Source organism: Bacillus sp. FSL K6-1284, assembly GCF_038002625.1.
Taxonomy (GTDB): Bacteria; Bacillota; Bacilli; order Bacillales; family Bacillaceae; genus Bacillus; species Bacillus paralicheniformis.
Genome location: NZ_JBBOCW010000001.1, coordinates 1654554 through 1674956, shown reverse-complemented (window position 1 = coordinate 1674956; position 20403 = coordinate 1654554). Strand labels below are relative to the sequence as shown.

The window sequence follows — 20403 nt, the reverse complement described above, 5'->3', positions numbered from 1 at the left end:
CTCCTTTAAATCGCTTTGACTTGAACTTCCGGAAGCAGCTTGTGAACGAGCTCTTCCGTTCCCAGCTCCTCTGAAAAGGCGGTTGCGCTTCCTGACGCGACACCTAAGCGAAAAGCTTCTTTGATGTCGAGCTGTTTTTCAATGCCTGCGAGAAAGCCTGCAACCACTGAATCTCCGGCGCCGACTGAGTTCACGAGCTTTCCTTTAGGTACGTTGGCATGGTAGACGCCGTCTTTTGTAAATAAAAGTGCGCCTTCCCCAGCCATGGAAACGATCGCGTTTTCGGCCCCGCGTTCAACGAGTTTCTTACCGTAAGGCACCGCTTCTTCCGCTGAAGTGATGGTTGTTCCAAACATTTCACCGAGCTCGTGATGGTTCGGTTTCATTAAAAGCGGCTTCATTTCTGCTGCTTTTAGGAGTGCCTCACCCGAAATATCAACGACAACCCGGACATTTTGCTCTTCACACTTTTCTGCAATCTTTTCATAGGTGTCCTGCGGCAATGAAGAAGGAATGCTGCCAGCCAATACGACAATGTCCCCTTCTTTCATCGCTGAAAACTGGTCTAAAAAGGCCGCGAAATCTTCTTGGCTGATGACGGGCCCCTGCCCGTTGATTTCCGTCTCATCCCCGGTCTTCAATTTGACATTGATGCGCGTGTCTCCATTCACCTCATGAAAAGCCGTTTCAAGCTTCTCTTCTTCGAGAAATGATTTGATGTACCCCCCGGTAAAACCGCCGATAAAACCGAGAACTTTAGAAGGTACATGGTGTCTGTTCAGTACGCGTGAGACATTGATTCCTTTGCCTCCGGGATATTTCGTGTCATAGACTGAACGATTCAGCCCGCCTACGGAAAATTCTTCAACGTGAACAATATAGTCGACCGATGGGTTGAGAGTTACAGTGTATATCATGTTTTCACTACCTTTACGACAGTTTTTTCTTGATAGTTATCAAATGAATGTTTTGCAGATCCTGCTGTAATGATAGTTGCTTCGTCTAAACCGGCAAAGGCAGAAAATGAAATTTCCCCAAACTTGGAAACGTCAGCTAAAATAAATGCTTTTTTCGCCTGGTTGACAGCTTTTGTTTTCAAAAGCGCTTCTTCAGGATCCGGAGTCGTAAATCCCGCTTCTTTATGAATGCCATTGACGCCGATGAAGCTTTTGTCAAACCGGTATTGGCTGATGGCTGATAAAGCCGAACCGCCCACGATTGCTCCGGTTTTATACTTCACATACCCGCCTAATAAATAAAAAGTAATGCCTTTTTTACCTAATGCCTCAATGTGCATGACTCCATTTGTGACCACGATAATATCCATCTCCGGATCGATAAAATCGATCATTTGCAATGTGGTCGTTCCGGCATCAAGGTAGATACAATCGCCTTCTTCAAGAAGTGAGGCCGCTTCTTGAGCGATTTTTCTCTTTTCATGAAGGTTTTTGGATGATTTCTCTAGCATGTCAGGCTCTGTACGAATATCGGAAAGCCTCGATGCCCCTCCATGAACACGCTTTAAATATCCGCGGGCTTCCAGCGTCGACAAATCTCTTCTGATCGTTGACTCAGATGCGTTCGTTAAATTCATTAAGTACTGGATTTTCACGACATCATGCTTTTCAATCTCGTCAATAATCAACTGATGCCGTTCGGGAGTCAACACATTATCACCCCTTTTGGAAACGCCTTCATTTAGCTTACAATTACATTGTAAACGCTTTTTCGACATAACTCAACAAAAATCTTTCAAATTCATTCAATAACCATCAAAATCTTTCACATTTTAACATATTATCGTGATATGTACCGTTTGTAAACTGTATAAACTATAAAAATCCGCAAAAATATGTGACATTATTATTATCTATTCCTTCAAACACCATTCAGAAAAACCTCATGCTCGCCGCATGAGGTTTTACAATAATGCATCAGCCTAATGAACGTTCTAAAAATACTTGCCATAAGCCTAATAAATAAGACAACATCAGCATCATAATAAATATGACGAAAACGCCGATCCAAGCCGCCCGCTTTGAAGCGCCCGCTGCTTTTTGCAGTCCTACCGCCACCAGCACATATGCCCAGATTGTAAAAACATCAAACATCTCCAGGACGCTCAGAAGAGGCTCCTCGGCCGGAATATATCCATCAAGAGATGAGAACGAAAACGCGATCTCAGAATTCGAAGCATAATACACCAAACCGATGATGACGTCTCTGATAACAGGTACAAATGTGGCAAAGACAGACAGAGACACCATGCAGGCAAAATTGGTGTTTCCGCCGCCTATTTTAGCAATCAGCCACAATACTAAAGCGCTGAGCACGAAGAATATGACAGACTGAAAAACATTACGGGCGGCCTCTAGTCCAGGATCTATATCCAAACCAAGAAACTCACTTAGTTCCCAACAAACAAGATAAACGGAAAAGGCGGATAACGCCAGCACGATGATCATCGGCAGCCAAATTGCGGGCCTTTCTCTCATTCTTTCAAACTGACGGACAGGGCTCGTGATGATACCGAACAGTGACGGTTTTTTTACTTGAGTTGCTGTTTCTATATTGGCTTCCACTCTAAAATTCCTCCTGTAATACCTCTTTCATAACATAATGATCAATTTTTCAGCACTTTTAAGTCTATCATTAATGTAAGAAGTGTATTTTTAAATTTAGTTTAATTTTCGCATACAAAAAAACCGCCTCTAAAGGCGGTTTCAGCGTGTCGACAAACTCTCGCATTCGTTGTCAGGCCTGCTAAGTCGATGCTCATGAGTAGGAGCGGGTGTTTCAAAGTGACGCTTATCGGCTGACGGCTATATGCCGCTTTACTCATACCTCAATGCATCAATCGGATGAAGGCGGGCCGCTTTATTGGCCGGGATGAGGCCAAAGATAACCCCGATCGCCATGCTGAACAGGACGCCTCCGAGGACCACCTGCCAGGAAACGAGCGGCGGCCAACCGGCAAAAAACGAAACTAGGGCGGCTCCGCCGTATCCGAGGCCGATGCCAAACACCCCGCCAATCAGCGTGATCAAAGACGATTCTATTAAAAATTGCATCAAAATCTGGCCTCTTGTTGCACCAAGCGATTTTCGAATCCCGATTTCCCTCGTCCGTTCCGTGACCGACACCAGCATAATATTCATGACGCCGATCCCGCCAACGAGTAAAGATATGCCTGCAATTGATCCGATGAACATCGTCATAATTGTTGTAATCTGGCTGATTCCGGCCGCTATGGCCTCCATGTTCATCACTTCGTACGAGTCCGTAGTGCCGTGATTGTTGTTTACGGCCGCGGCAGCCTGCTTTCCGACGGCTTGCAGATGGTCGGCAGATTCAGCTTGAACGGAGACAGAGTCATAGTCGCTGATGCCGAAGGACGATTTTAACATTGAAAACGGAACATACATCTCATTCATCCCCAACGCAAGCAGCCCGGTTTCTTCTTTTAATACGCCGATGATTTCAACGGGCTGGCCATTGATCCATACGACGCGGCCGAGAGGCGACTGCTGAGAAAAAAGTTCCTCCGCAAGTTTCGGCGAGACGACGGCGACCCTGCTTCCGGCATTGTAATCCTCTTCTGAAAACTCCCTTCCCTTTTCGATTTCCATCGAGTTGATACTGATATATCCGTCATTAATGCCGTTTACAGCGGCATCCGTTTTTTCATCCCGGAAGCGGACATTCATAGACTCGGTAGTTTTCGCAACGACATGCTTCACGCCTTCGAGTGACTTTAAACTTCTGATGTCTTCTTCGGTGAAACCGGCGTCTAAATAGGCGTTGGGATTGGCCGTTAATTCTTCATTGCTGGGCTGATAATAGATTTCGACCGTGTTGCCGGGCCCGCTGATCGTCTGCTTGAGCATCTGCTCTCCTCCTTGCCCCGCTGCAACAACGACAATAACAGAGCCTACACCGATAATGATTCCGAGCATTGTTAAAATTGAGCGCAGTTTATGGGAAAGGATGGAACTTAACGCCATTCTCAAGTTTTCGATGAGATTCATTGCACCGTCCCCCTCCGCTCTGTTTCCGGCGAGACGATCACACCGTCCCTCACCATGATGATCCGGCTTGTATAATCTGCAATCTCCGGTTCGTGGGTGACGAGCACCACCGTCGTTCCTTCCTCATTCAATTCGGTGAATTGCTCCATGATGTCCCGGCTTGTTTTCGTATCGAGCGCTCCGGTCGGTTCATCGGCCAATATCAGCTTCGGTTCATTGACGATCGCTCTTGCGATGGCTACACGCTGTTTTTGGCCGCCGGAAAGCTCGTTCGGCAAATGGCGCATTCTGTCCTTGAGCCCGACTTTTTCAAGCGCCCGTTCGGCCCGCTCCCGCCGCTCTTTTCTTGGAATGCCGGAGTAGATCATCGGAAGCTCCACATTCTTTATGGCATTCAGTCTCGGCAGAAGCTGAAACTGCTGAAAAACAAAACCGATTAAACGGTTTCTGACACCGGCAAGCTCCCTTTCACCATATGATGAAATATCCTCGCCGTCCAGCCTGTAAATACCCGATGTCGGGCGGTCAAGACAGCCGATAATGTTCATGATTGTCGATTTTCCAGAACCGGAAGGCCCCATGATGGACAGATATTCACCCGGCTCAATTTTCATATTGATCTCCCTGAGAACATCAATGGTTTCCCCTCCGATTTGGTAGCTTTTTTTCACGTGGGAAAGCTCAATCATTGAAGCTTCACTTCCGTTCCGCTTTTCATGTCCTCGGCCGGGTTTGCGATAACCCGGTCCTTGTTCGTCAAACCGCCGGTAATTTCAACGACGCCATCTGCTTTCTCGCCGGTTTTGACATTGATCCGTTTCGCCTTTCCGTCTCTGACGGCATACACGTATGATTGATCATCATCCTGCTTGACGGCATCTTCAGGAAGAGCCTGAATGGTTCTTTTGTCCGTCTGGATTTTGAGAATCATATTGAAGCCGGGCTTTGCTTTAGGACGCTCCCCTTTTATTTTGACTTCAAACGGATATTGAACAGCTTGTTCCTTTCCTCCCGCAGCACCTGCAGACGCCTCTTCTTCGGGAACCAATCCGACTTGAGATATTCTGCCCCGCCACTCTTTATTTTGGATGACATCCGACGTGATGGTCACGTTCTGTCCCTTTTTCACTTTCAATGTGTCATACTCTGACAACACGCCTTTAACGACAAGCTTGTCCTCGTTACCTATATGTATAACCGGCTTTTGAATATCCGATTGCTTTAAGGCGGCTTGTTTATCAGCGGTGATCACTGTCCCGTCAATGCCGCTTTTTACTTGCAGCGCTGCTGATTTTTTCGCGAGCGTTTCCTTTTGCAGGTCGGCTTGTTTCAGCTCAAGCTGAAGCGATTTTTCTTCCATTTCAAGCTGGGACCGTTCGTCATCCATTTGCCTTTTGGCTTTTTCCGCTCCCAGCTCAGCCTTCAGCTCGTCTTCCTTGCTTTTTAGGCTGCTGATTTTTCGCTTTACCTGTTCAAGCTGGAGTTCCTTCGATTGAATGGATAAAGCATTCTGTTCTTTTTCCAGGCGAATTTCTTCGTTCGTATAGGTGAAAAGCACATCTCCTTTTTTCACCTTGTCGCCTTCTTTTACTTTGACGTCGGCAATTTTCCCTTTTTCTGGTTCAAAATATTCGTATTGTTCGTTGGCAAACTTTAGGGTGCCCGGAACCATGACTTCAGAAGAAATCTCTCTCTCTTCCAATTTCACAGTTTGGACCGCTGTTTCAGCCCCTCCGCCCGTTTGCACCGAGCGGTAGAGGTTGAGTCCGATAAAAAGCGCAGCAGCCCCAACAATGATAATGCCGATCCATATTTTTTTCATTTACATTGCTCCTTCAAATGTATCGAAGAAATTCATCGCGATTCCGGCTGTTAATGCGAGCAGAATGGAAATCGCAAATAAAACAATCACACCGGTCCAAGCCGCTTTTTTGGAGATTCCCCCAACCTTTTGAAGCCCCAGGGCAACCAATGCGAGCGACCAGATTGTGAAAATATCAAATACACCCAATACCGATTTGAGCGGCTCGTCTGCCGGGATGATGCTGCTTAAGGACGTGACGCCGATCGTGGGATCAATATTTGAATAATAGATCACAAGTCCGCTTATGAATTGCCCGATAGCCACAATAAAATGTGTAAAAACAGACAGCGAAAACATGTGAACAAAATTGGTTGTGCCTCTACCGATTTTGACAATCAGCCAATAGATTAAAGCGCTGATCAGCATAGCGATCACAGAACCGAAAATCCCGCCGATGATGCTGAACCCCTTCATAGCGGCTTGAAATGCTTCAGCATCCGGCATTTCTGCTAAATCGGCAGATAGCGGTATTTTTTGACTGAGCATATACCCTGCGGTAACCGACAAGATTAAAACAATAACAAGCGGAAACCAGACAGCCGGCTTTTCTCTCATTCTCTCAAACTGTTCTCCGGGATGAGTAATCAATCCGAACAATGACGGATTTTTTACTTTTTCAGTTTCTAAATGCGTTTCCATATGTATCCCCCTTAAAAAATGAATTACCAGTTTATACGCAGAATCGTCTAAAATGTTTCACCTCTGTTTTCTCAAAAAAACGCCCCGGCCGCATTTCAGAATATGCGGCCGCGGACGGTTTCAGTTTAGTTTCGCTGAAACATTTGATACTGCGCTTTTACCAGCTCATAATACATTCCACGTTTTTCGATTAATTCCTGGTGATTTCCTTCCTCTATTTTCCGGCCGTGGTCAAGAACCAGGATTTTATCCGCATCCCTTATCGTTGAAAGCCTGTGAGCGATCATAATAGCCGTTCTGCCATGGAGCAGGGTTTTCAATGCAGCCTGAATCTTGACTTCCGTTTCTGTGTCAATACTTGCGGTTGCTTCATCAAGGATCAGAATGCGAGGGTCTGCCAGGAGCGCCCTCGCGAATGAAATGAGCTGCCGCTCACCTGCCGATAATACATTGCCGCGTTCTTCCACTTCTGTGGCGTATCCATTCGGAAGCGCTGAAATAAACGAATCGGCCCCGACAGCTTTTGCTGCTTCGATCACTTCTTCATCGGCGGCATTCGGACGGCCAAAACGAATATTTTCCATAATCGTTCCGGAAAAAATAAACGTATCCTGCAGCACGATGCTGATTTGCGAACGAAGATCGGAAAGCGAGATATCGGTAATCGGTATTCCGTCCACTTTGACAGTCCCGCCTGTTGCATCGTAAAACCTGCTGATCAGATTCGCGATCGTCGTCTTCCCTGATCCTGTATGTCCGACAAGCGCGAGCGATGTTCCCGCCGGCACCTCAAATGAAATGCTGTGCAGCGCCTTGCGATTCCCGTCATAAGAAAATTCCACCTGTTCAAATTCGATCCGGCCTTTTAATTCTTTAATTTTGACCGCATCTTCCTTGTCTGCCACACTCGGTTTTTCATCCAGAAATTCAAATATCCTCTCTGACGAAGCCATCCCCATCAACAGCTGGTTGTAGACTTGGCCGAGCCTTGAAATCGGCTCCCAGAACATTCCGAGATAGAAGGCGAATGAGACAAATACACCGATCGTAATCGTTTCATTGATGATTAAGCTTGTGCCGTACCAGATTAAAATGGCCGTCCCGACGGCGTTTGTCATTTCTACAAGCGGGCGGAATGTCGCATTTTTTTTCGTCGCTTCCCGCCAGGCTTCAAAGTTCTCGCTGTTGACGCCTTCAAAATACATCATATTCTCTTTTTCCTGCGTAAATGCCTGAGTGACCCGGATGCCTTGAATGCTTTCATTCAAATGGGAATTCAGTTTGGACTGCTTTAAGCGCACCTTTTGCCAGGATCGTCGGATTTTCCTTCTGAGATTGGTTGAAATGAAGAACATAACAGGCAGCGTCACCATGATGGCGATGGTCAGCTCAGGACTGAGCGAAAACAGAATGACGATAATACCGAAGAGGAGCAGGATATCCATCAATAAATTGATGACTCCGCTCGTAAATAATTCCTGCAGAGAATTGATGTCATTCATGATCCGGACAAGGATGGAACCTGCCGAACGCTCATCGAAAAAGCGATGCGACAGCCGCTGAACATGCGTAAATAAATGCTGTCTGAGATCATAAATGACATGCTGGCCAAGCTTGTTCATCCAGCGGATTCTCAACACATTGCTAACATAATTGACAAGATATAATCCACTGATGACGGAGATCAGAATCGCAAGAAGATTCATATCCCGGCCTGCGATTGCTTTGTCGAGCGCATAGACGCCGATCAAAATCGGCACCGTCAGCCGGATCGCCGCCGAGATCATGACCGTTAAAAAGGAGAGCGGCAGCAGATTTTTTCGGTAAGGCTTTAAATATTTGAGCAGCCTCCACATCTGCGCCCAGTTAAAAGGCTTTTCAATGATTTGGTCTGAAGTATAAAAAAACCGGTTCATCAATGTTTGTTTTTTCGCCTGATTTTCCATAGCAAGAGCCTCCTATCCTGCAAAATGCGGCTCATTCAACACATTTTGATCTTTATACTGCAAATCAAAAATCCGTTTGTATAAACCGTTTTCTTCCAATAATTGTTCGTGTGTTCCCCTTTCCTTAACAACACCTTTATCGAGCACAAGAATTTCGTCGGCATGCTTTAAGGATGAGATTCTGTGAGCGATGATGAACGTCGTCCGATCCCGCATCACTTCCCGCAATGCAAGCTGAATACGGTGCTCCGTTTCCATGTCAACGGCACTCGTCGAATCATCGAGGATGAGAATGCCCGGGTTCAGACAAATCGCCCTCGCAATCGCGATTCGCTGTTTTTGGCCACCGGACAGTCCGAGCCCCCTCTCGCCGAGCATCGTATCGTATTGGTTCGGAAGCTCCATGATAAAATCGTGCGCCTGAGCTCTTTTCGCGCTTTCGATGATCTCTTCCATTGATGCATCAGGATTTCCATATGATATGTTTGATCTGATCGTTGATGAAAATAAAAACGATTCCTGCGGGACGACGCCGATATTGGAGCGCAGCATTTTTAATGAGTAGTGTTCAAGCGGCTTGCCGTCGATCATGATCCGGCCGGATGTCGGCTCATAAAAGCGGCTCAGCAGTTGAATGATACTGCTCTTTCCTGACCCCGTCGCACCGATTAACCCGATCGTTTTGCCGCGCTCGGCTTGAAAAGACACTCCATGCAGTGCTTCAGCGTTTTCTTTTGTATATTGAAGGGAAACATCGCTGAATACGACATCGCCGTTCAGTCTGCCGTTTTTCACCGCATGTCCGCTGTCGGTGATTTCCTCTTTGGCATCAAGAATTTCCAGCAGCCGCTCTCCTGATGCTTTCGCTTGTGAAAACAGGTTGATGACATAACCGAGGTTCATGATCGGCCACATCAAGTAATTGACAAGACTGAAAAAAGCGACAAGCTCCCCCGGTTTTAAGCTGTTTTGCATCACGAGCCAGCCGCCGAACGACAACAGGGCAACGAGGCAAATATTGCCGATAAACTCCATCAGCGGAAAGAATTTAGACATGATAAACGAAGCGTTTAAGTTTTTATTTCGAAAATGGTCATTTGAATGAGTAAAGTTTTGAATCTCAAAATCTTCTTTTGATAAAGATTTAACGGTATTCATGCCGCTGATATTTTCCTGAACTTTCGTATTTAAACGGGCGAAAGATTTTCTTATGTTCCGAAAAGCCGGATGCACTTTTTTATCAAACCTGTAGACAACCGCTCCTAAAAACGGCAGAGAAGCAATCGTTACCAGAGTCAGCGGCACAGAATAAGAAAACATGACAGACAGACTGAAGGTGACAAGCAGGATAAAGCGAATCGCCTCAGCAAAACCGAAAGATAAAAAGAATCTGATGCCTTCGACGTCAGCCGTAAGCCTCGACATTAAATCTCCCGTTTTAGCGCTGTCATAATACTTGAACGGCAGACGCTGCAACTTCGCATACAGCTCTTTTCTTAACCGGTAGACCGAGCGGATTCCGAACATATCTCCAAGATACTGATGAAAAAAAGTAGCTGCGCCCTTCGCCGCCATGACAGCGATGAACCCGAGGCTGATCCATATGACCAAACCGTACCTTCCGCCGAGAATCACTTCATCAATTGTCATTTGCAGAATAATCGGGTAAACAACAGTGATCGCCGTCATCAGAAGCATCGACACAAGCGACCACAAGAACATTCTTTTATAAGGCCAATAAAAATCTTTTAGTTTTTTAAGGGACTCCATTTGCACCAGCACCTTTCCAATTCATGTAAAACAAGGACACATCATCTAATATATCGGTTTGCGAAATAAAATTCCACCGATTTTACAAAATTCAGACTTATTATGGAGTTTTCCTCCTTCTTCCGCTTGAAATAAATCCTTTTTAAAATGTGACAGTCAATAAAAAATAGTTTCTTGTTGGCAAAGGAAATTTTTTGATGAATGAAGGAAGATGATGTAAAATAATAGAAAATGTTATCAAATTATGAATGACGGAGTTGATTGCAATGGCGAAAAGAGAGGCTTTAAAAAAACAGCTTCTCCTCTTAGGTGAATTGGAACAAAAAATCTGGAAGGACTTCCGGAAAGAACGCGAAGGGATTTACGCAAGGTTAGGAGAACTTGACAGACAAATCCAGCGACATAGACGTTCCACTAAAGAGTATTATGCAGCACATTGCGTAGACATTATTAAACAGCAAAAAGGAAAAATTGTAACGACAAAAGAACTGAAAATGAAACTGAAAGAAAGAACCAATTTTAACGTTCACCGTATTAGTGAGCTTTATGACTTGATTCAAAAATTAGAACCAAACATTTCGAAAGAACGGCGCGGCTGTTTTATTTATCTGGAAAACGGTTCGAAAAAAAACGTCGGTCGGTAACAGGCTCTATGCCTGAACCGACCGACGTTCTCAACCTCCGCTGACCGGGGGAATAAGAGCAACCGTATCTCCAGACTTAACCTCACTGTTTCCTCTTCTGTACACTTCGTTGACAGCGATCATCGCTCGGTCCGTCCCCTGAAGATTGTAAGTTTCTTTTAAAAACTGTCTGATGTCGTCTGTTGTCGTTTTTTCTTCATCTATATCAACGCTCTGCGCACCCGCTTGTTCGGCAAGCTGGGCAAACAGTAAAATTTTAATCAAAGGTCAGCACCTCTTTTTCTGTCGGAAGCCGCTGCTTCCAAATCTGGTTTCCCTTCCGGGTATTCAGTTGTCTCAAGCTGGTCGCCGATCCAAGTCTCGCCGTCCTCCCAATGTTCTTTTTTCCAAATCGGCACGATTTGCTTTATCCTTTCGATCGCATATTCGTTCGCTTCATATGCCGCTTTCCGGTGAGGTGACGACACCGCGATCACCACGGCCGCGTCGGAGATGTCCAGCCTGCCGATGCGATGGGTAATCGCTGCAGCTGTACCAGGCCATTTTTCATTGATTTCTTTCCCGATCTGAGCAAGCATGCTGACCGCCATTGGAACATATGCTTCATATTCGAGATAGAGTGTCTTTTTTCCATTTGTCCATTCTCTCACTGTTCCAATAAACGTCGTGATGGCCCCGGCTTCCCTTTTTTCAACTTTTTTGACGATATCTTCGATGACAATCGGCTCTTTTGTTATAACAAATCGTTCAGACAAACGCCTTCCTCCTTTAGATGATTCAGAATAAAAGCCACGGCGCTCGGGTCTTCAATATGAAAGGATGGAACATCCGTTTTCGGCTCGCTCTTTTGATAAATGACGGCGATGATGCCGTCCAATTCCTCCAAGAGCTGACAGTCCGCTTCGTTTCTGACCATGACAACTTTTTGATATGGCGCATGTTTAAATCCCTCGATGAGAAGACACTGAACCGCTAAAACGCTATAAGCGGCAATCAGTTGATCAAGCGTCCACTCGCCGCGCGCCCTCAGTTGAAAAACGCCTGCTCCTTCGACGCCGGACGCAGCCGCTCCCGCCCGAAAAAAGCGGTCGGAATCCTTTCCCTCGGCGAAAACATCCGGTTCTCCTCCATGTCCGTGGTGTTTCAGACAGCCAATCTTGACTCCGAGCTGACCGAGCTTTTCCGCTAGTTTTTCAACGAACGTCGTTTTGCCGCTGTTTTGGTACCCTACGATCTGGAGGATTGGAAAATGTGCGGCCACAGCTCTTCACTTCCGTTCTCATCCCGGTATAACAGAACATGCACTCTTGCCCCGGCCTCATAGCCTCTCGTTCCGCCCGGCAAAACCATCAGCGCATTGGCATCTGCCAGCGACGTGACGGCGCTCGATTTATCTAGGCCGACAGGCTCCGCATGAAGCGCCCCGTCTTTAATGGATACAAACGAGCGGACAAATCTTGTAAACGGATTAGGCTTTGGAAAATCCTTGCTTAAAACCGCTTCTGCACATAAAGAATACGGCTTTTGATGATGCAGCCAGGTGTGGAGGGACGGCTTGACAAACAGCTCAAATCCAACGAAGCAGGCTGACGGGTTCCCGGAGAGCCCAAACAGCAATTTGCCGTTTAATTGAGCAACAGTCGTTACACTTCCCGGACGCATGGCCACTTTATTAAACAGGACCTCGGCCCCGAGCTTTTCGTAAATTGCCGGCAGAAAATCAAAGTCCCCTACGGACACCCCTCCGGTCGTAATCAGAAAATCCACCTTGTCCAAAGCTTTTTCCACCGCTGCAAAGCTTTCGTCAAATCGATCAGAAATCTTCCCTAAATAAAGGGGGGTTCCGCCTGCTTCTTCAACCTGGGCGGCCACCATGCCTGCATTGCTGTTGCGGATTTTTCCGGGAACGAGGGGATCGCTGACATTCAGGAGCTCCGTTCCGGTGGCAATGATGCCTACCACAGGCTTTTTGACTGCAGGTACCGCTGCATATCCGAATGTTGCAAGCAAAGCGACAACACCCGGCGTGATCCGGGTTCCTTTCTTCACAAGCACTGATCCTTTTCTCGCATCTTCTCCGGTTTTTGAAATATTTTCTCCCGGCTCCAATGAGCGTTTTAACACCATATAGTTTTTACCGTCTTCTGAGTAGGTTTTCGTCAGCTCAAGCATGACTACCGCATCAGCGCCCTCCGGAATCTGCGCTCCGGTCATAATTCTGACAGCTTGAAAAGGACCGAGCGTTTTACCTGACACGGCTCCGGCTCCAATGTGATCAACCACCTCGAATTGCAGCGGATTTTCCCGTGAAGCACCGGCGGTATCGCAAGCTCGGACAGCAAAGCCGTCGTACGGCGAACGGTCAAAAGCGGGTACGTCGTGATCAGCCTTTACATCTTCGGCTAAAAATCTATGGAGACTCTCCTCAAGGTGGATCCACTCTGTATCTCCCTGCTTCCAGTGCCGAGAGACACGCGCAGCGGCTTCAAAAACTGGAATGGGCGTTCTTTTTTCAATCATTAAAAAAACCTCCTGTTGTTACATTCCGATGACTCTCGCCAATATGGAGTTGGCTTCTTTTATATCATTTGTGCCGTGAACAAGGGCTCTTCCATCGTTAAATATGACGATTCTGAATGTCTCGTATTGTACATGCAGCAAATAATCATTCGCATCCACTTTTCCGATGCCCGAAAGTTTTTTCATGAGTTCCTCTTTAGGCAGCCGTTTTAACATATCGCTGCGAATTTGGACGGTCTCTCTTCCGCACAGAACGTCGGCTTTTTTTTGGCTCATGTTGCTGAGGAAAGGAAAAACCGGCGTTTCTCCGCACGAAGGACATGTCTCATTGCGGCCGATCTCCATTCGGAAGTGGGTGTTCGCCCATAAATCAAACGTGACAAAAGCGGTTTCAAGCGCATCTTGGTTGTCCGTTAAGATTTTTAGAATTTCAGCTTGCTGATAAGCCGACACCATTTGAACGGCCGGCGAAATAATCCCCGACGTGTCGCATGTAGCCCCGCCAATCGGAACATCTTCAAACAGGCAGGCAAGGCACGGCGTTTTTTTAGGAATAATCGTCATATACATGCCCTGACTGCTGACACAAGCGCCGTAAACCCACGGAGTGCCCGTCTCTTGGACAAGGTCATTGATGATCATGCGGGTCTCAAAGTTATCCGTTGCATCGATGACAGCATCCGCTTCTTTGATCAGCGGTCTGAGTGTTTCCACGGTGCCGTCGGCAACATATGTACGAAGCTCAACATCGCGATTGATCTGGGAAAGACGTTCTTTTGCGGCTGCCGCTTTCGGAAGCCTTTCCTCCGCGTCTTTCTCTGTATAGAGCTGCTGCCTTTGCAGGTTGCTCCATTCCACATAATCGCGGTCTATAATAGACAGTGTACCGATGCCTGCGCGCACAAGCCCCTCGGCAGCCGACGTGCCGAGCGCCCCGGCTCCGACGATCAAAACATGGCTCTGCCTGATTCTGTCCTGACCCGCCTGTCCGATGTTTTGATATCTGATTTGTCTTGAATACCGTTCATGCATCAGGATGATCCCCTTTACTTCCTTTTCTATATCATATCATTTTTCCGTCCGCTGTTTTTTGAAAAACACTTTCCGAAAAACCCTTGCAATCTATAATAAAATATTTCATCCCGGAAAGAACGGTTCTATTTTATCTAAATCCGACTTTTTATTGACATTTATAAATTCCCACGGCTCTGCCCCGACCCTATCAGCTTCAATATACTTGACGCGGATGCGGTCGAGGAAACTGCTGATCTTCAGCTCGTTCTGCTGAAGCTGTTCGAGGAGGACGGATTTCACCCTTCTGCTGTAGACAGCAACAAGCGGCTGCGCCCTTCCGTCTGCGACCGGCACGACGGCGTCATCCGCCGGGGTCATCTGCCGTTTTAAAGCCGATATGGTCTCCTGCCGGACAAGCGGGGTATCACAGGCCGAAAAAATATAGCATTCCCCTTCCGCCCGAACCATGGCTGTGTACATACCTGCAAGCGGCCCTCTCCCACTGAACGGTTCGATATCTTCCAGCACCGCTTTTTCCCCGAGTTCTTTAAACCGCTCCGTCAGCCCCGGACGGCTCAATATCAGGACATCGCCTCCCAGCGCACGTTTGCACCATTGATAAAGCGGCTTGCCTTGCCAGCGGGCAAACGCTTTCGGTTCCCCAAAACGGCGTGAAAGGCCCCCCGATAATATGACATGTATTTCTTTCATGCAGCTCAACCTTCCTTCGCGTGTTTCTGCCTGCGAACATCATAGCAAAATTTTAGAAATCCGAACAAGTCTGTAAAATCTCTTTTTCAAAAGGCATGCCGTGTTTCATTTATGCATATTGTAGTTGTAACATTAATAGGGGGCTGGTCACCATGAAAAAAACAACGGGTTCGCTGCCTTACTTTCATGATTTATCACAGGAAAACCTTTTTTTAAAAGCGGAGCTGGCAAGGTCACATCAATTGATCCACGAGCTTGAAGCAAGCTATTTTCATCAAAAAAATCATAAGCTCAGCCAGGAAAACGCAGCGATGAAGCAGCAGCTTCAGCAGCTGTCAATCGAACTGGAGCGGATTTCGGCAAACAAGGAAGACGAGTCGGCCGAAACGCTCAACCGGATAAAAAGCGAACTGCTGGGTAAAATCGTTGTTCTTCAGGAGCTCCTTCAAAAAGAAACCTATGCAAGAAAACAAGAGATAGAAGAAAAGCACCGCCTTCATTTAACAAATGTAAAAGCCGAAGAAGAGAAAAAAAGCTTACATAGCCAAATAGAATATGAAAAGCTTCATGCGGAAAAAGAAAAAACGCTGAGGGAAAAAAAGGAGCATGAGCTCGAAAACGCTGCACACGAAAATGCCCGCCTGAAAGACGAACTTCATGCTAAAGGTCTTCAGCTCAAACAAATCGAAACAGATGTTGCGGTATTAAAAGAGCGGGTGACAGAAACGAAAAACCGCCTTTTGGAGGCTGAAAAAACAAAAGAAGCGCTGTTTTACGAAACGATTTTATCCTATAAAAGGCAGCTCGATGAAAGTGATAAGTGGATCGCTTCTCATTTTGCCGATATTGATACATCTCAGCAGACGGAGAAGGCGCTTGAACAAAACGAAGAGCTTTTTGAACGGTCAGAGCAGATCGAGGCGGTACTTCAAACAGTTACGGAGCAAGTCGATCAGCTCCAACAGCAATTGAGCGTCATCAAACAAAATGACACGAAAATGGATCAGAAAATAACTGAATGGAAAAAGCAGACGAAAGAAGAAACAACCCCGCAAAAATGGGTCTATCAAATTAAACGCAAAGACAAAGAAACAAAACCTTTAAATTGAATACCACTTTAAGGAATAATTTGGATTTTATAAAAAACCGCTTGAGTCGATTGTCTCAAGCAGTTGATTAGGGCGGCGGCGTATATAGCGGCCGCCTTGGTGTTCCTCAAAATGGAAACGCTATCTGGAAAAGCAAGGGTTTGACTATTGCTGCTCTGTCTCGGTAGAAATCTCACCCTCTAATATATATTGACCGCGGTATGGTTTTTTGACTTCCGGGTACATTTTAATCAGGCTTTGCATAAAGGTTGTCATATTAGGGATCTCAAGTCCGCTCTCTTTTTCGATTTCTTTTTGAAGTTCGGAGCTTTTGATGGCCGCATTATGGCGTTTTAATGTTTTAATCGCCGCTTCACGCAGTTTTGCAGCTTTTGAGCCTGGACGTGCTGTACCCCTTCTGCGCCTTGTCGTTCCATCTGGAATTCCGGCAGGCAGTGAGGAGGTTTGCGGAGAAGTCTGCTGCTGGTTCTTTTGAGATGCTTGCGGCTGCTGCTGTTGTTGCTGATAGCTCTTCATCTCCTGCGCAGCTAATTCAGCTAAAACAGGGAGAGATTCCGTTTTACGCTCCGGGCGAAAATCTTTTTTTGTATCATTAAAGCTGGATGGACGATCCAATTCACGCAGCTTTGCATATATATTATCCCGCTCAATTTGATACTCCCTAATCACCTTAACCTCAGCCTCATTCAGCTGCTCCAATCTTAAACGCAATGCTTCCCTCTCGTTAAACATACCGTTTATACCCTCCTATCAGAATAAATAAACCTTCCAATAAAAATATTAGATTACCAAACTAATTTTATCAACTATTTTTTCGTTTTTCTACTGTTGCTTTCCGTTAAGAAAATAGAACTAAATTTCCGGAAAACTTGAAGCCTGAGGAGTTTTCGAAGCATTTCGGCCTACTCTAAACCCATTGTCGAAAAATGGTAAATAATGAAGGAACATAGAAAATTACTTTTCAACGAAACATAATTTAGGAATAGACTCTACTGTTTAATCGTGATGGAAAGTGTGAAATATCAATGATTAATCCGGCTTATAAATCCAGAATATTCAAAATTAACAGATTTCACTTGTCGAATTCGCAGTTTGTTGTGTACAGGGAAAGTCAGAAATACTCCTGAAACAAAAACAGGACATAAGACTCATCAAGTAAAATAAACAGTGTCTAATGATCCATTTGTCGAAAGGGGCGGATAGAGGAAATTTTTTTGCTTTTTTTGCAATGAGGAGCCGAATAAACAAAAAACCCCATGAAAACGGGGCTTTTCATCTTTATTCAGCAGACTGTTCTGTTTCGGCAAGAACACGGTTTACACGTTTTTCGAGCATTTTCATCCCGCTTCCTCCAGCTTGAAAATGGCGAAGTTGGCCTGTTTTATCAAAAACGTAATAAGCCGGAACATATTCATTTTCGAAAGCGTCAGTCAGCTTATGGTCGCTGTCAACAAAAACAGGCTGAGTAATATCATGTTCAGCGGCAACCTCTTTGATTTTATTCAAGTCTAAATCGTCTTCTGAACGCGGCATATGCACGGCCACCACGTTTAGTTTATCGCTGTAGCGGTCGCGGAACTCATTGACTTGCGGCATCGCCTCTTTGCACAAGTGGCAGCTGATCGACCAAAAATGAATTAATGTCGGCTTTTCTCCGATAAGCTGCTCTTTTGTCACTTCTCCGTTTAACCACTCTTTTGCGCCGGTCAGTTCCGGCATCGGCTGGCGTAATTTCATGATTTTTCCTCCATTGTCATTTTTGTCGATTAAAAAGGTCTAACAAATGTTAGACCTTTCCAATCTGATTTCTAATTTGAGAATAAAAATTAAAGAGTTGCTTGACCCGGTTTCCAGTTTGCAGGGCAAAGACCGCCTGTTTGCAGCGCTTGAAGCACGCGCAATGTTTCGTCTACATCACGGCCGATGTTGTTATGGAACACTGTTTGATATTGAAGTTCGCCTTCCGGATTAATGATGAACAATCCGCGAAGCGCCACACCTTCTTCTTCAATCAGTACGCCGTATTCACGGGATACTTCATGGTTTGTGTCGGCAGCAAGCGGGTATTTCAGCTGGCCGAGACCATTTTCTTTGCGGTCTGTGTTAATCCATGCCAAGTGAGTGTGGATGGTGTCAGTTGAAACGCCGATTACTTCTGCATCAAGGTCTTCAAACTCGTCATAGCGGTCAGACATTGCTGTAATTTCTGTCGGGCACACGAAAGTAAAGTCCATAGGATAGAAGAATAGAACCGTCCACTTATCATTCTTCATGTTTTCTTCAAGGCTTACTTTTCCAAATTCTTTGTTTGCAAGAACCGCTTCCATTTCAAAGCGCGGCGCTTGTTTACCTACCATGCGTTCTGCCATTTTATGTATCCCTCCAATTGTGATTTTTGGGTTCTGCTACCCATATCAAAATGAGAATTTAAATATTAAATTCTCATTTAGTTAATAACATCACATACATAATTCATTATAATACTTACCATATTTTTAGTCAATATTAATTGATAATAAATTTAAATTAGCGGTTGTTCTTTTTTTAAGCCTTTAAAAAAAGTGTAACATGCCTCCGGATGATGAAACAACCATTTAACACCCGACAGCCGTTTTTTGGAAAAACAAGTTAAAACCGAAGCTGGAACTTCGGTTTTATGTTTATTACTGAAGTTTTTGCTCAACCTGCTGACAGATTTCATCGGCAGTTAAACCAGTCGCCTGAATGACAGATGCTCCGGTCATCGTATCTGAAATCCCGAGCATGTCAGTGTCCAGACCAGTGACAACACAGCAGTCGCAGCCTTTTGCATCGTCTTCGGTTTTCATCGTTACAACCTCATACCCTTTTTCCTTCAAAGCAGCCTCGACATCAGAAAGAGATTGTTCGATTCCGATTTTTTTCGACATGAAGAAACACCTCCACCAATTAAGATGCCACGTTTGCTGATTTTTTATACCAGCCGCTTGTTCTAATTGGCTTTGGAAGAGAAATAAGCCGTCATAACGCGGACTGCCGTCTCAAGCGCTTCCTCTTTCGGCTGCAGTTTGGCATGGTGGAGTCCGTAAGGTGAATCGACGCCGAGCCAAAACATGAAGCCCGGATACTTTTTCAGCATATAGCCGAAGTCCTCTCCTGTCATCGCTTCTTTTGAACGGATGACCTCTGCAAGGCCGCTTTCAGAAACGAACTGCATAAAGTCTTCAACTAAACCGCTTGAATTATAGACCTGATAATATGCTGCCGGATAGCTGACTTTACCGTTGCATTGATAAGCCGTTTCCAGGCCGCTCACCATCGCCTCGATCCTTTTCTTCACCTGTTCCATTGAGGCTGGGGACAGCGTCCTGATCGTCCCTTCAAGCCTTGCTTGCTGAGCGATAATGTTTTGTGCCGATCCGCCTGTAATCGTCCCTATGGTAATGACAGCACTGTCCAGCGGATCGACATTCCTGGCTACGATCGACTGCATTTGCGTAACGAGCGAACTGGCGGCGACCACCATATCTTCTGCAAGGTGGGGATATGCGGCATGCCCGCCCTTTCCTTCAAGTTCGATTACAAGCTCTGACGTATTGGCAAAGAGCAGCCCGCTTTTCGTTCCGATCGTTCCGACCGGGAGCTCAGGCGCGATGTGCAGCGCTGTGATCATGCTCGGCTCCCACTTTTTAAACAAATCGCTTTCAAGCATCGGTTCAGCGCCGCCCGGCCCTTCTTCAGCAGGCTGGAACAAAAACAACAGATCTTGTTTAACCGGGTTGCGGACGAAATGATCGATGATGCCGAGGGCAATCGTCATATGGAAATCATGCCCGCACGCATGCATCCTGTTCTGATGTACGGAAGAAAAAGAATATCCGGTATCTTCCCGAATCGAGAGCCCGTCCATATCCGCCCTGTAAGCCAAAATCTGTTCAGGGGCTGTCCCTTTAACCTTTACAAACAGTCCGGTTCTCCACTTTTCGATTTCAATCCGGTCTTCCGGATGCTTTAGTAAGTGGTTCAAAAGATAAGCCTGTGTCTTATATTCCTGAAAACCGAGTTCAGGAATTTGGTGCAGATCTCTGCGAATCGCTGCTAATTCGTCCAATTTCATCTTTCTAACCTCCCCGGCGATACGAAAATGCGTGGATTGTCACATCCACGCACTTTTCGCCG

At 45.9% G+C, this 20403-nt stretch carries 22 protein-coding genes; 2 read left to right on the top strand and 20 right to left on the bottom strand.

The features are described 5' to 3' along the window. Nucleotides 1-5: 5 nt before the first annotated feature. The 9 genes from pfkB to MHB72_RS08670 all read right to left on the bottom strand — a co-directional run bounded on the left by pfkB (nt 6) and on the right by MHB72_RS08670 (nt 10247). Complete coding sequence (gene pfkB, locus MHB72_RS08710) at nt 6-917, bottom strand: 1-phosphofructokinase (protein ID WP_020451226.1); 912 nt, start codon at nt 915-917, stop codon at nt 6-8. Then, entirely contained in the window at nt 914-1669 is a 756-nt protein-coding gene (locus MHB72_RS08705; protein ID WP_020451225.1) for a DeoR/GlpR family DNA-binding transcription regulator, read from the bottom strand. The genes pfkB and MHB72_RS08705 overlap by 4 nt, the downstream gene beginning before the upstream one ends. Before the next feature lie 265 nt (nt 1670-1934). Continuing rightward, complete coding sequence (locus MHB72_RS08700; protein WP_020451224.1) at nt 1935-2582, bottom strand: Yip1 family protein; 648 nt, start codon at nt 2580-2582, stop codon at nt 1935-1937. 252 nt (nt 2583-2834) lie between these two features. Beyond that, a complete protein-coding gene (locus MHB72_RS08695; RefSeq protein WP_105978953.1) occupies nt 2835-4028 on the bottom strand; it encodes an ABC transporter permease in 1194 nt (397 codons plus the stop codon). Next, a complete protein-coding gene (locus MHB72_RS08690) occupies nt 4025-4717 on the bottom strand; it encodes an ABC transporter ATP-binding protein (RefSeq protein WP_026579780.1) in 693 nt (230 codons plus the stop codon). Before MHB72_RS08690 ends, MHB72_RS08695 begins: the two co-directional genes overlap by 4 nt. Further along, the gene (locus MHB72_RS08685) at nt 4714-5850 is read right to left on the bottom strand and encodes an efflux RND transporter periplasmic adaptor subunit (protein WP_146873446.1); all 1137 of its coding nucleotides are present in this window, start codon (nt 5848-5850) and stop codon (nt 4714-4716) included. Before MHB72_RS08685 ends, MHB72_RS08690 begins: the two co-directional genes overlap by 4 nt. Then, nucleotides 5851-6531 carry a Yip1 family protein gene (locus MHB72_RS08680; protein ID WP_216920488.1) on the bottom strand — a complete coding sequence of 227 codons (681 nt, stop codon included), beginning with the start codon at nt 6529-6531 and terminating at the stop codon, nt 5851-5853. A gap of 125 nt (nt 6532-6656) precedes the next feature. Continuing rightward, nucleotides 6657-8477: an ABC transporter ATP-binding protein gene (locus MHB72_RS08675; RefSeq protein ID WP_026579782.1), complete on the bottom strand. Its 1821-nt coding sequence runs from the start codon at nt 8475-8477 to the stop codon at nt 6657-6659. Between the two features lie 12 nt (nt 8478-8489). Next, nucleotides 8490-10247 (bottom strand): ABC transporter ATP-binding protein, encoded by a 1758-nt coding sequence (locus MHB72_RS08670; protein WP_023857282.1) that lies wholly within the window; start codon nt 10245-10247, stop codon nt 8490-8492. A gap of 266 nt (nt 10248-10513) precedes the next feature. Between MHB72_RS08670 and MHB72_RS08665 the strand changes: the two genes are divergently transcribed. Next, entirely contained in the window at nt 10514-10891 is a 378-nt protein-coding gene (locus MHB72_RS08665; RefSeq protein WP_020451217.1) for a Rok-like winged helix domain-containing protein, read from the top strand. A 30-nt stretch (nt 10892-10921) separates the two neighbouring features. On the opposite strand, the gene moaD is transcribed toward MHB72_RS08665, so the two are convergent. From moaD to mobA, 6 genes are all read right to left on the bottom strand, one after another. Beyond that, the gene (gene moaD / locus MHB72_RS08660; RefSeq protein ID WP_023857283.1) at nt 10922-11155 is read right to left on the bottom strand and encodes a molybdopterin converting factor subunit 1; all 234 of its coding nucleotides are present in this window, start codon (nt 11153-11155) and stop codon (nt 10922-10924) included. Next, complete coding sequence (locus MHB72_RS08655; RefSeq protein WP_020451215.1) at nt 11152-11646, bottom strand: molybdenum cofactor biosynthesis protein MoaE; 495 nt, start codon at nt 11644-11646, stop codon at nt 11152-11154. The genes moaD and MHB72_RS08655 overlap by 4 nt, the downstream gene beginning before the upstream one ends. After that, nucleotides 11625-12152 carry a molybdopterin-guanine dinucleotide biosynthesis protein B gene (gene mobB / locus MHB72_RS08650; RefSeq protein ID WP_128822362.1) on the bottom strand — a complete coding sequence of 176 codons (528 nt, stop codon included), beginning with the start codon at nt 12150-12152 and terminating at the stop codon, nt 11625-11627. Before mobB ends, MHB72_RS08655 begins: the two co-directional genes overlap by 22 nt. Beyond that, a complete protein-coding gene (locus tag MHB72_RS08645; protein ID WP_020451213.1) occupies nt 12119-13411 on the bottom strand; it encodes a molybdopterin molybdotransferase MoeA in 1293 nt (430 codons plus the stop codon). Before MHB72_RS08645 ends, mobB begins: the two co-directional genes overlap by 34 nt. Before the next feature lie 18 nt (nt 13412-13429). Then, complete coding sequence (locus MHB72_RS08640; RefSeq protein WP_216920487.1) at nt 13430-14443, bottom strand: molybdopterin-synthase adenylyltransferase MoeB; 1014 nt, start codon at nt 14441-14443, stop codon at nt 13430-13432. A gap of 105 nt (nt 14444-14548) precedes the next feature. Further along, nucleotides 14549-15136 carry a molybdenum cofactor guanylyltransferase gene (gene mobA / locus MHB72_RS08635; protein WP_026579784.1) on the bottom strand — a complete coding sequence of 196 codons (588 nt, stop codon included), beginning with the start codon at nt 15134-15136 and terminating at the stop codon, nt 14549-14551. A 152-nt stretch (nt 15137-15288) separates the two neighbouring features. Between mobA and MHB72_RS08630 the strand changes: the two genes are divergently transcribed. Further along, nucleotides 15289-16245 (top strand): sporulation protein, encoded by a 957-nt coding sequence (locus MHB72_RS08630; protein WP_216920486.1) that lies wholly within the window; start codon nt 15289-15291, stop codon nt 16243-16245. 144 nt (nt 16246-16389) lie between these two features. On the opposite strand, the gene rok is transcribed toward MHB72_RS08630, so the two are convergent. The 5 genes from rok to MHB72_RS08605 all read right to left on the bottom strand — a co-directional run bounded on the left by rok (nt 16390) and on the right by MHB72_RS08605 (nt 20341). Then, nucleotides 16390-16977 (bottom strand): transcriptional regulator Rok, encoded by a 588-nt coding sequence (rok, locus tag MHB72_RS08625; RefSeq protein WP_020451209.1) that lies wholly within the window; start codon nt 16975-16977, stop codon nt 16390-16392. A 546-nt stretch (nt 16978-17523) separates the two neighbouring features. After that, nucleotides 17524-17982: a redoxin domain-containing protein gene (locus MHB72_RS08620; protein ID WP_020451208.1), complete on the bottom strand. Its 459-nt coding sequence runs from the start codon at nt 17980-17982 to the stop codon at nt 17524-17526. A gap of 89 nt (nt 17983-18071) precedes the next feature. Then, nucleotides 18072-18614: a biofilm-specific peroxidase AhpA gene (ahpA, locus tag MHB72_RS08615; protein ID WP_020451207.1), complete on the bottom strand. Its 543-nt coding sequence runs from the start codon at nt 18612-18614 to the stop codon at nt 18072-18074. Nucleotides 18615-18908: 294 nt separating this feature from the next. Then, the gene (locus tag MHB72_RS08610) at nt 18909-19154 is read right to left on the bottom strand and encodes a YkuS family protein (protein WP_003181323.1); all 246 of its coding nucleotides are present in this window, start codon (nt 19152-19154) and stop codon (nt 18909-18911) included. Between the two features lie 62 nt (nt 19155-19216). Next, nucleotides 19217-20341 (bottom strand): N-acetyldiaminopimelate deacetylase, encoded by a 1125-nt coding sequence (locus tag MHB72_RS08605; RefSeq protein ID WP_065644040.1) that lies wholly within the window; start codon nt 20339-20341, stop codon nt 19217-19219. Between the last annotated feature and the right edge of the window lie 62 nt (nt 20342-20403).

Excerpts from the sequence above, each read along its gene's own strand:
- pfkB (WP_020451226.1), bottom strand. The coding sequence starts at position 917 with ATGATATACACTGTAACTCTCAACCCATCGGTCGACTATATTGTTCAC.
- MHB72_RS08695 (WP_105978953.1), bottom strand. The coding sequence starts at position 4,028 with ATGAATCTCATCGAAAACTTGAGAATGGCGTTAAGTTCCATCCTTTCC.
- MHB72_RS08690 (WP_026579780.1), bottom strand. The coding sequence starts at position 4,717 with ATGATTGAGCTTTCCCACGTGAAAAAAAGCTACCAAATCGGAGGGGAA.
- MHB72_RS08685 (WP_146873446.1), bottom strand. The coding sequence starts at position 5,850 with ATGAAAAAAATATGGATCGGCATTATCATTGTTGGGGCTGCTGCGCTT.
- MHB72_RS08680 (WP_216920488.1), bottom strand. The coding sequence starts at position 6,531 with ATGGAAACGCATTTAGAAACTGAAAAAGTAAAAAATCCGTCATTGTTC.
- MHB72_RS08675 (WP_026579782.1), bottom strand. The coding sequence starts at position 8,477 with ATGGAAAATCAGGCGAAAAAACAAACATTGATGAACCGGTTTTTTTAT.
- MHB72_RS08670 (WP_023857282.1), bottom strand. The coding sequence starts at position 10,247 with ATGGAGTCCCTTAAAAAACTAAAAGATTTTTATTGGCCTTATAAAAGA.
- MHB72_RS08665 (WP_020451217.1), top strand. The coding sequence starts at position 10,514 with ATGGCGAAAAGAGAGGCTTTAAAAAAACAGCTTCTCCTCTTAGGTGAA.
- MHB72_RS08645 (WP_020451213.1), bottom strand. The coding sequence starts at position 13,411 with ATGATTGAAAAAAGAACGCCCATTCCAGTTTTTGAAGCCGCTGCGCGT.
- MHB72_RS08640 (WP_216920487.1), bottom strand. The coding sequence starts at position 14,443 with ATGCATGAACGGTATTCAAGACAAATCAGATATCAAAACATCGGACAG.
- mobA (WP_026579784.1), bottom strand. The coding sequence starts at position 15,136 with ATGAAAGAAATACATGTCATATTATCGGGGGGCCTTTCACGCCGTTTT.
- MHB72_RS08630 (WP_216920486.1), top strand. The coding sequence starts at position 15,289 with ATGAAAAAAACAACGGGTTCGCTGCCTTACTTTCATGATTTATCACAG.
- rok (WP_020451209.1), bottom strand. The coding sequence starts at position 16,977 with ATGTTTAACGAGAGGGAAGCATTGCGTTTAAGATTGGAGCAGCTGAAT.
- MHB72_RS08620 (WP_020451208.1), bottom strand. The coding sequence starts at position 17,982 with ATGAAATTACGCCAGCCGATGCCGGAACTGACCGGCGCAAAAGAGTGG.
- ahpA (WP_020451207.1), bottom strand. The coding sequence starts at position 18,614 with ATGGCAGAACGCATGGTAGGTAAACAAGCGCCGCGCTTTGAAATGGAA.
- MHB72_RS08610 (WP_003181323.1), bottom strand. The coding sequence starts at position 19,154 with ATGTCGAAAAAAATCGGAATCGAACAATCTCTTTCTGATGTCGAGGCT.
- MHB72_RS08605 (WP_065644040.1), bottom strand. The coding sequence starts at position 20,341 with ATGAAATTGGACGAATTAGCAGCGATTCGCAGAGATCTGCACCAAATT.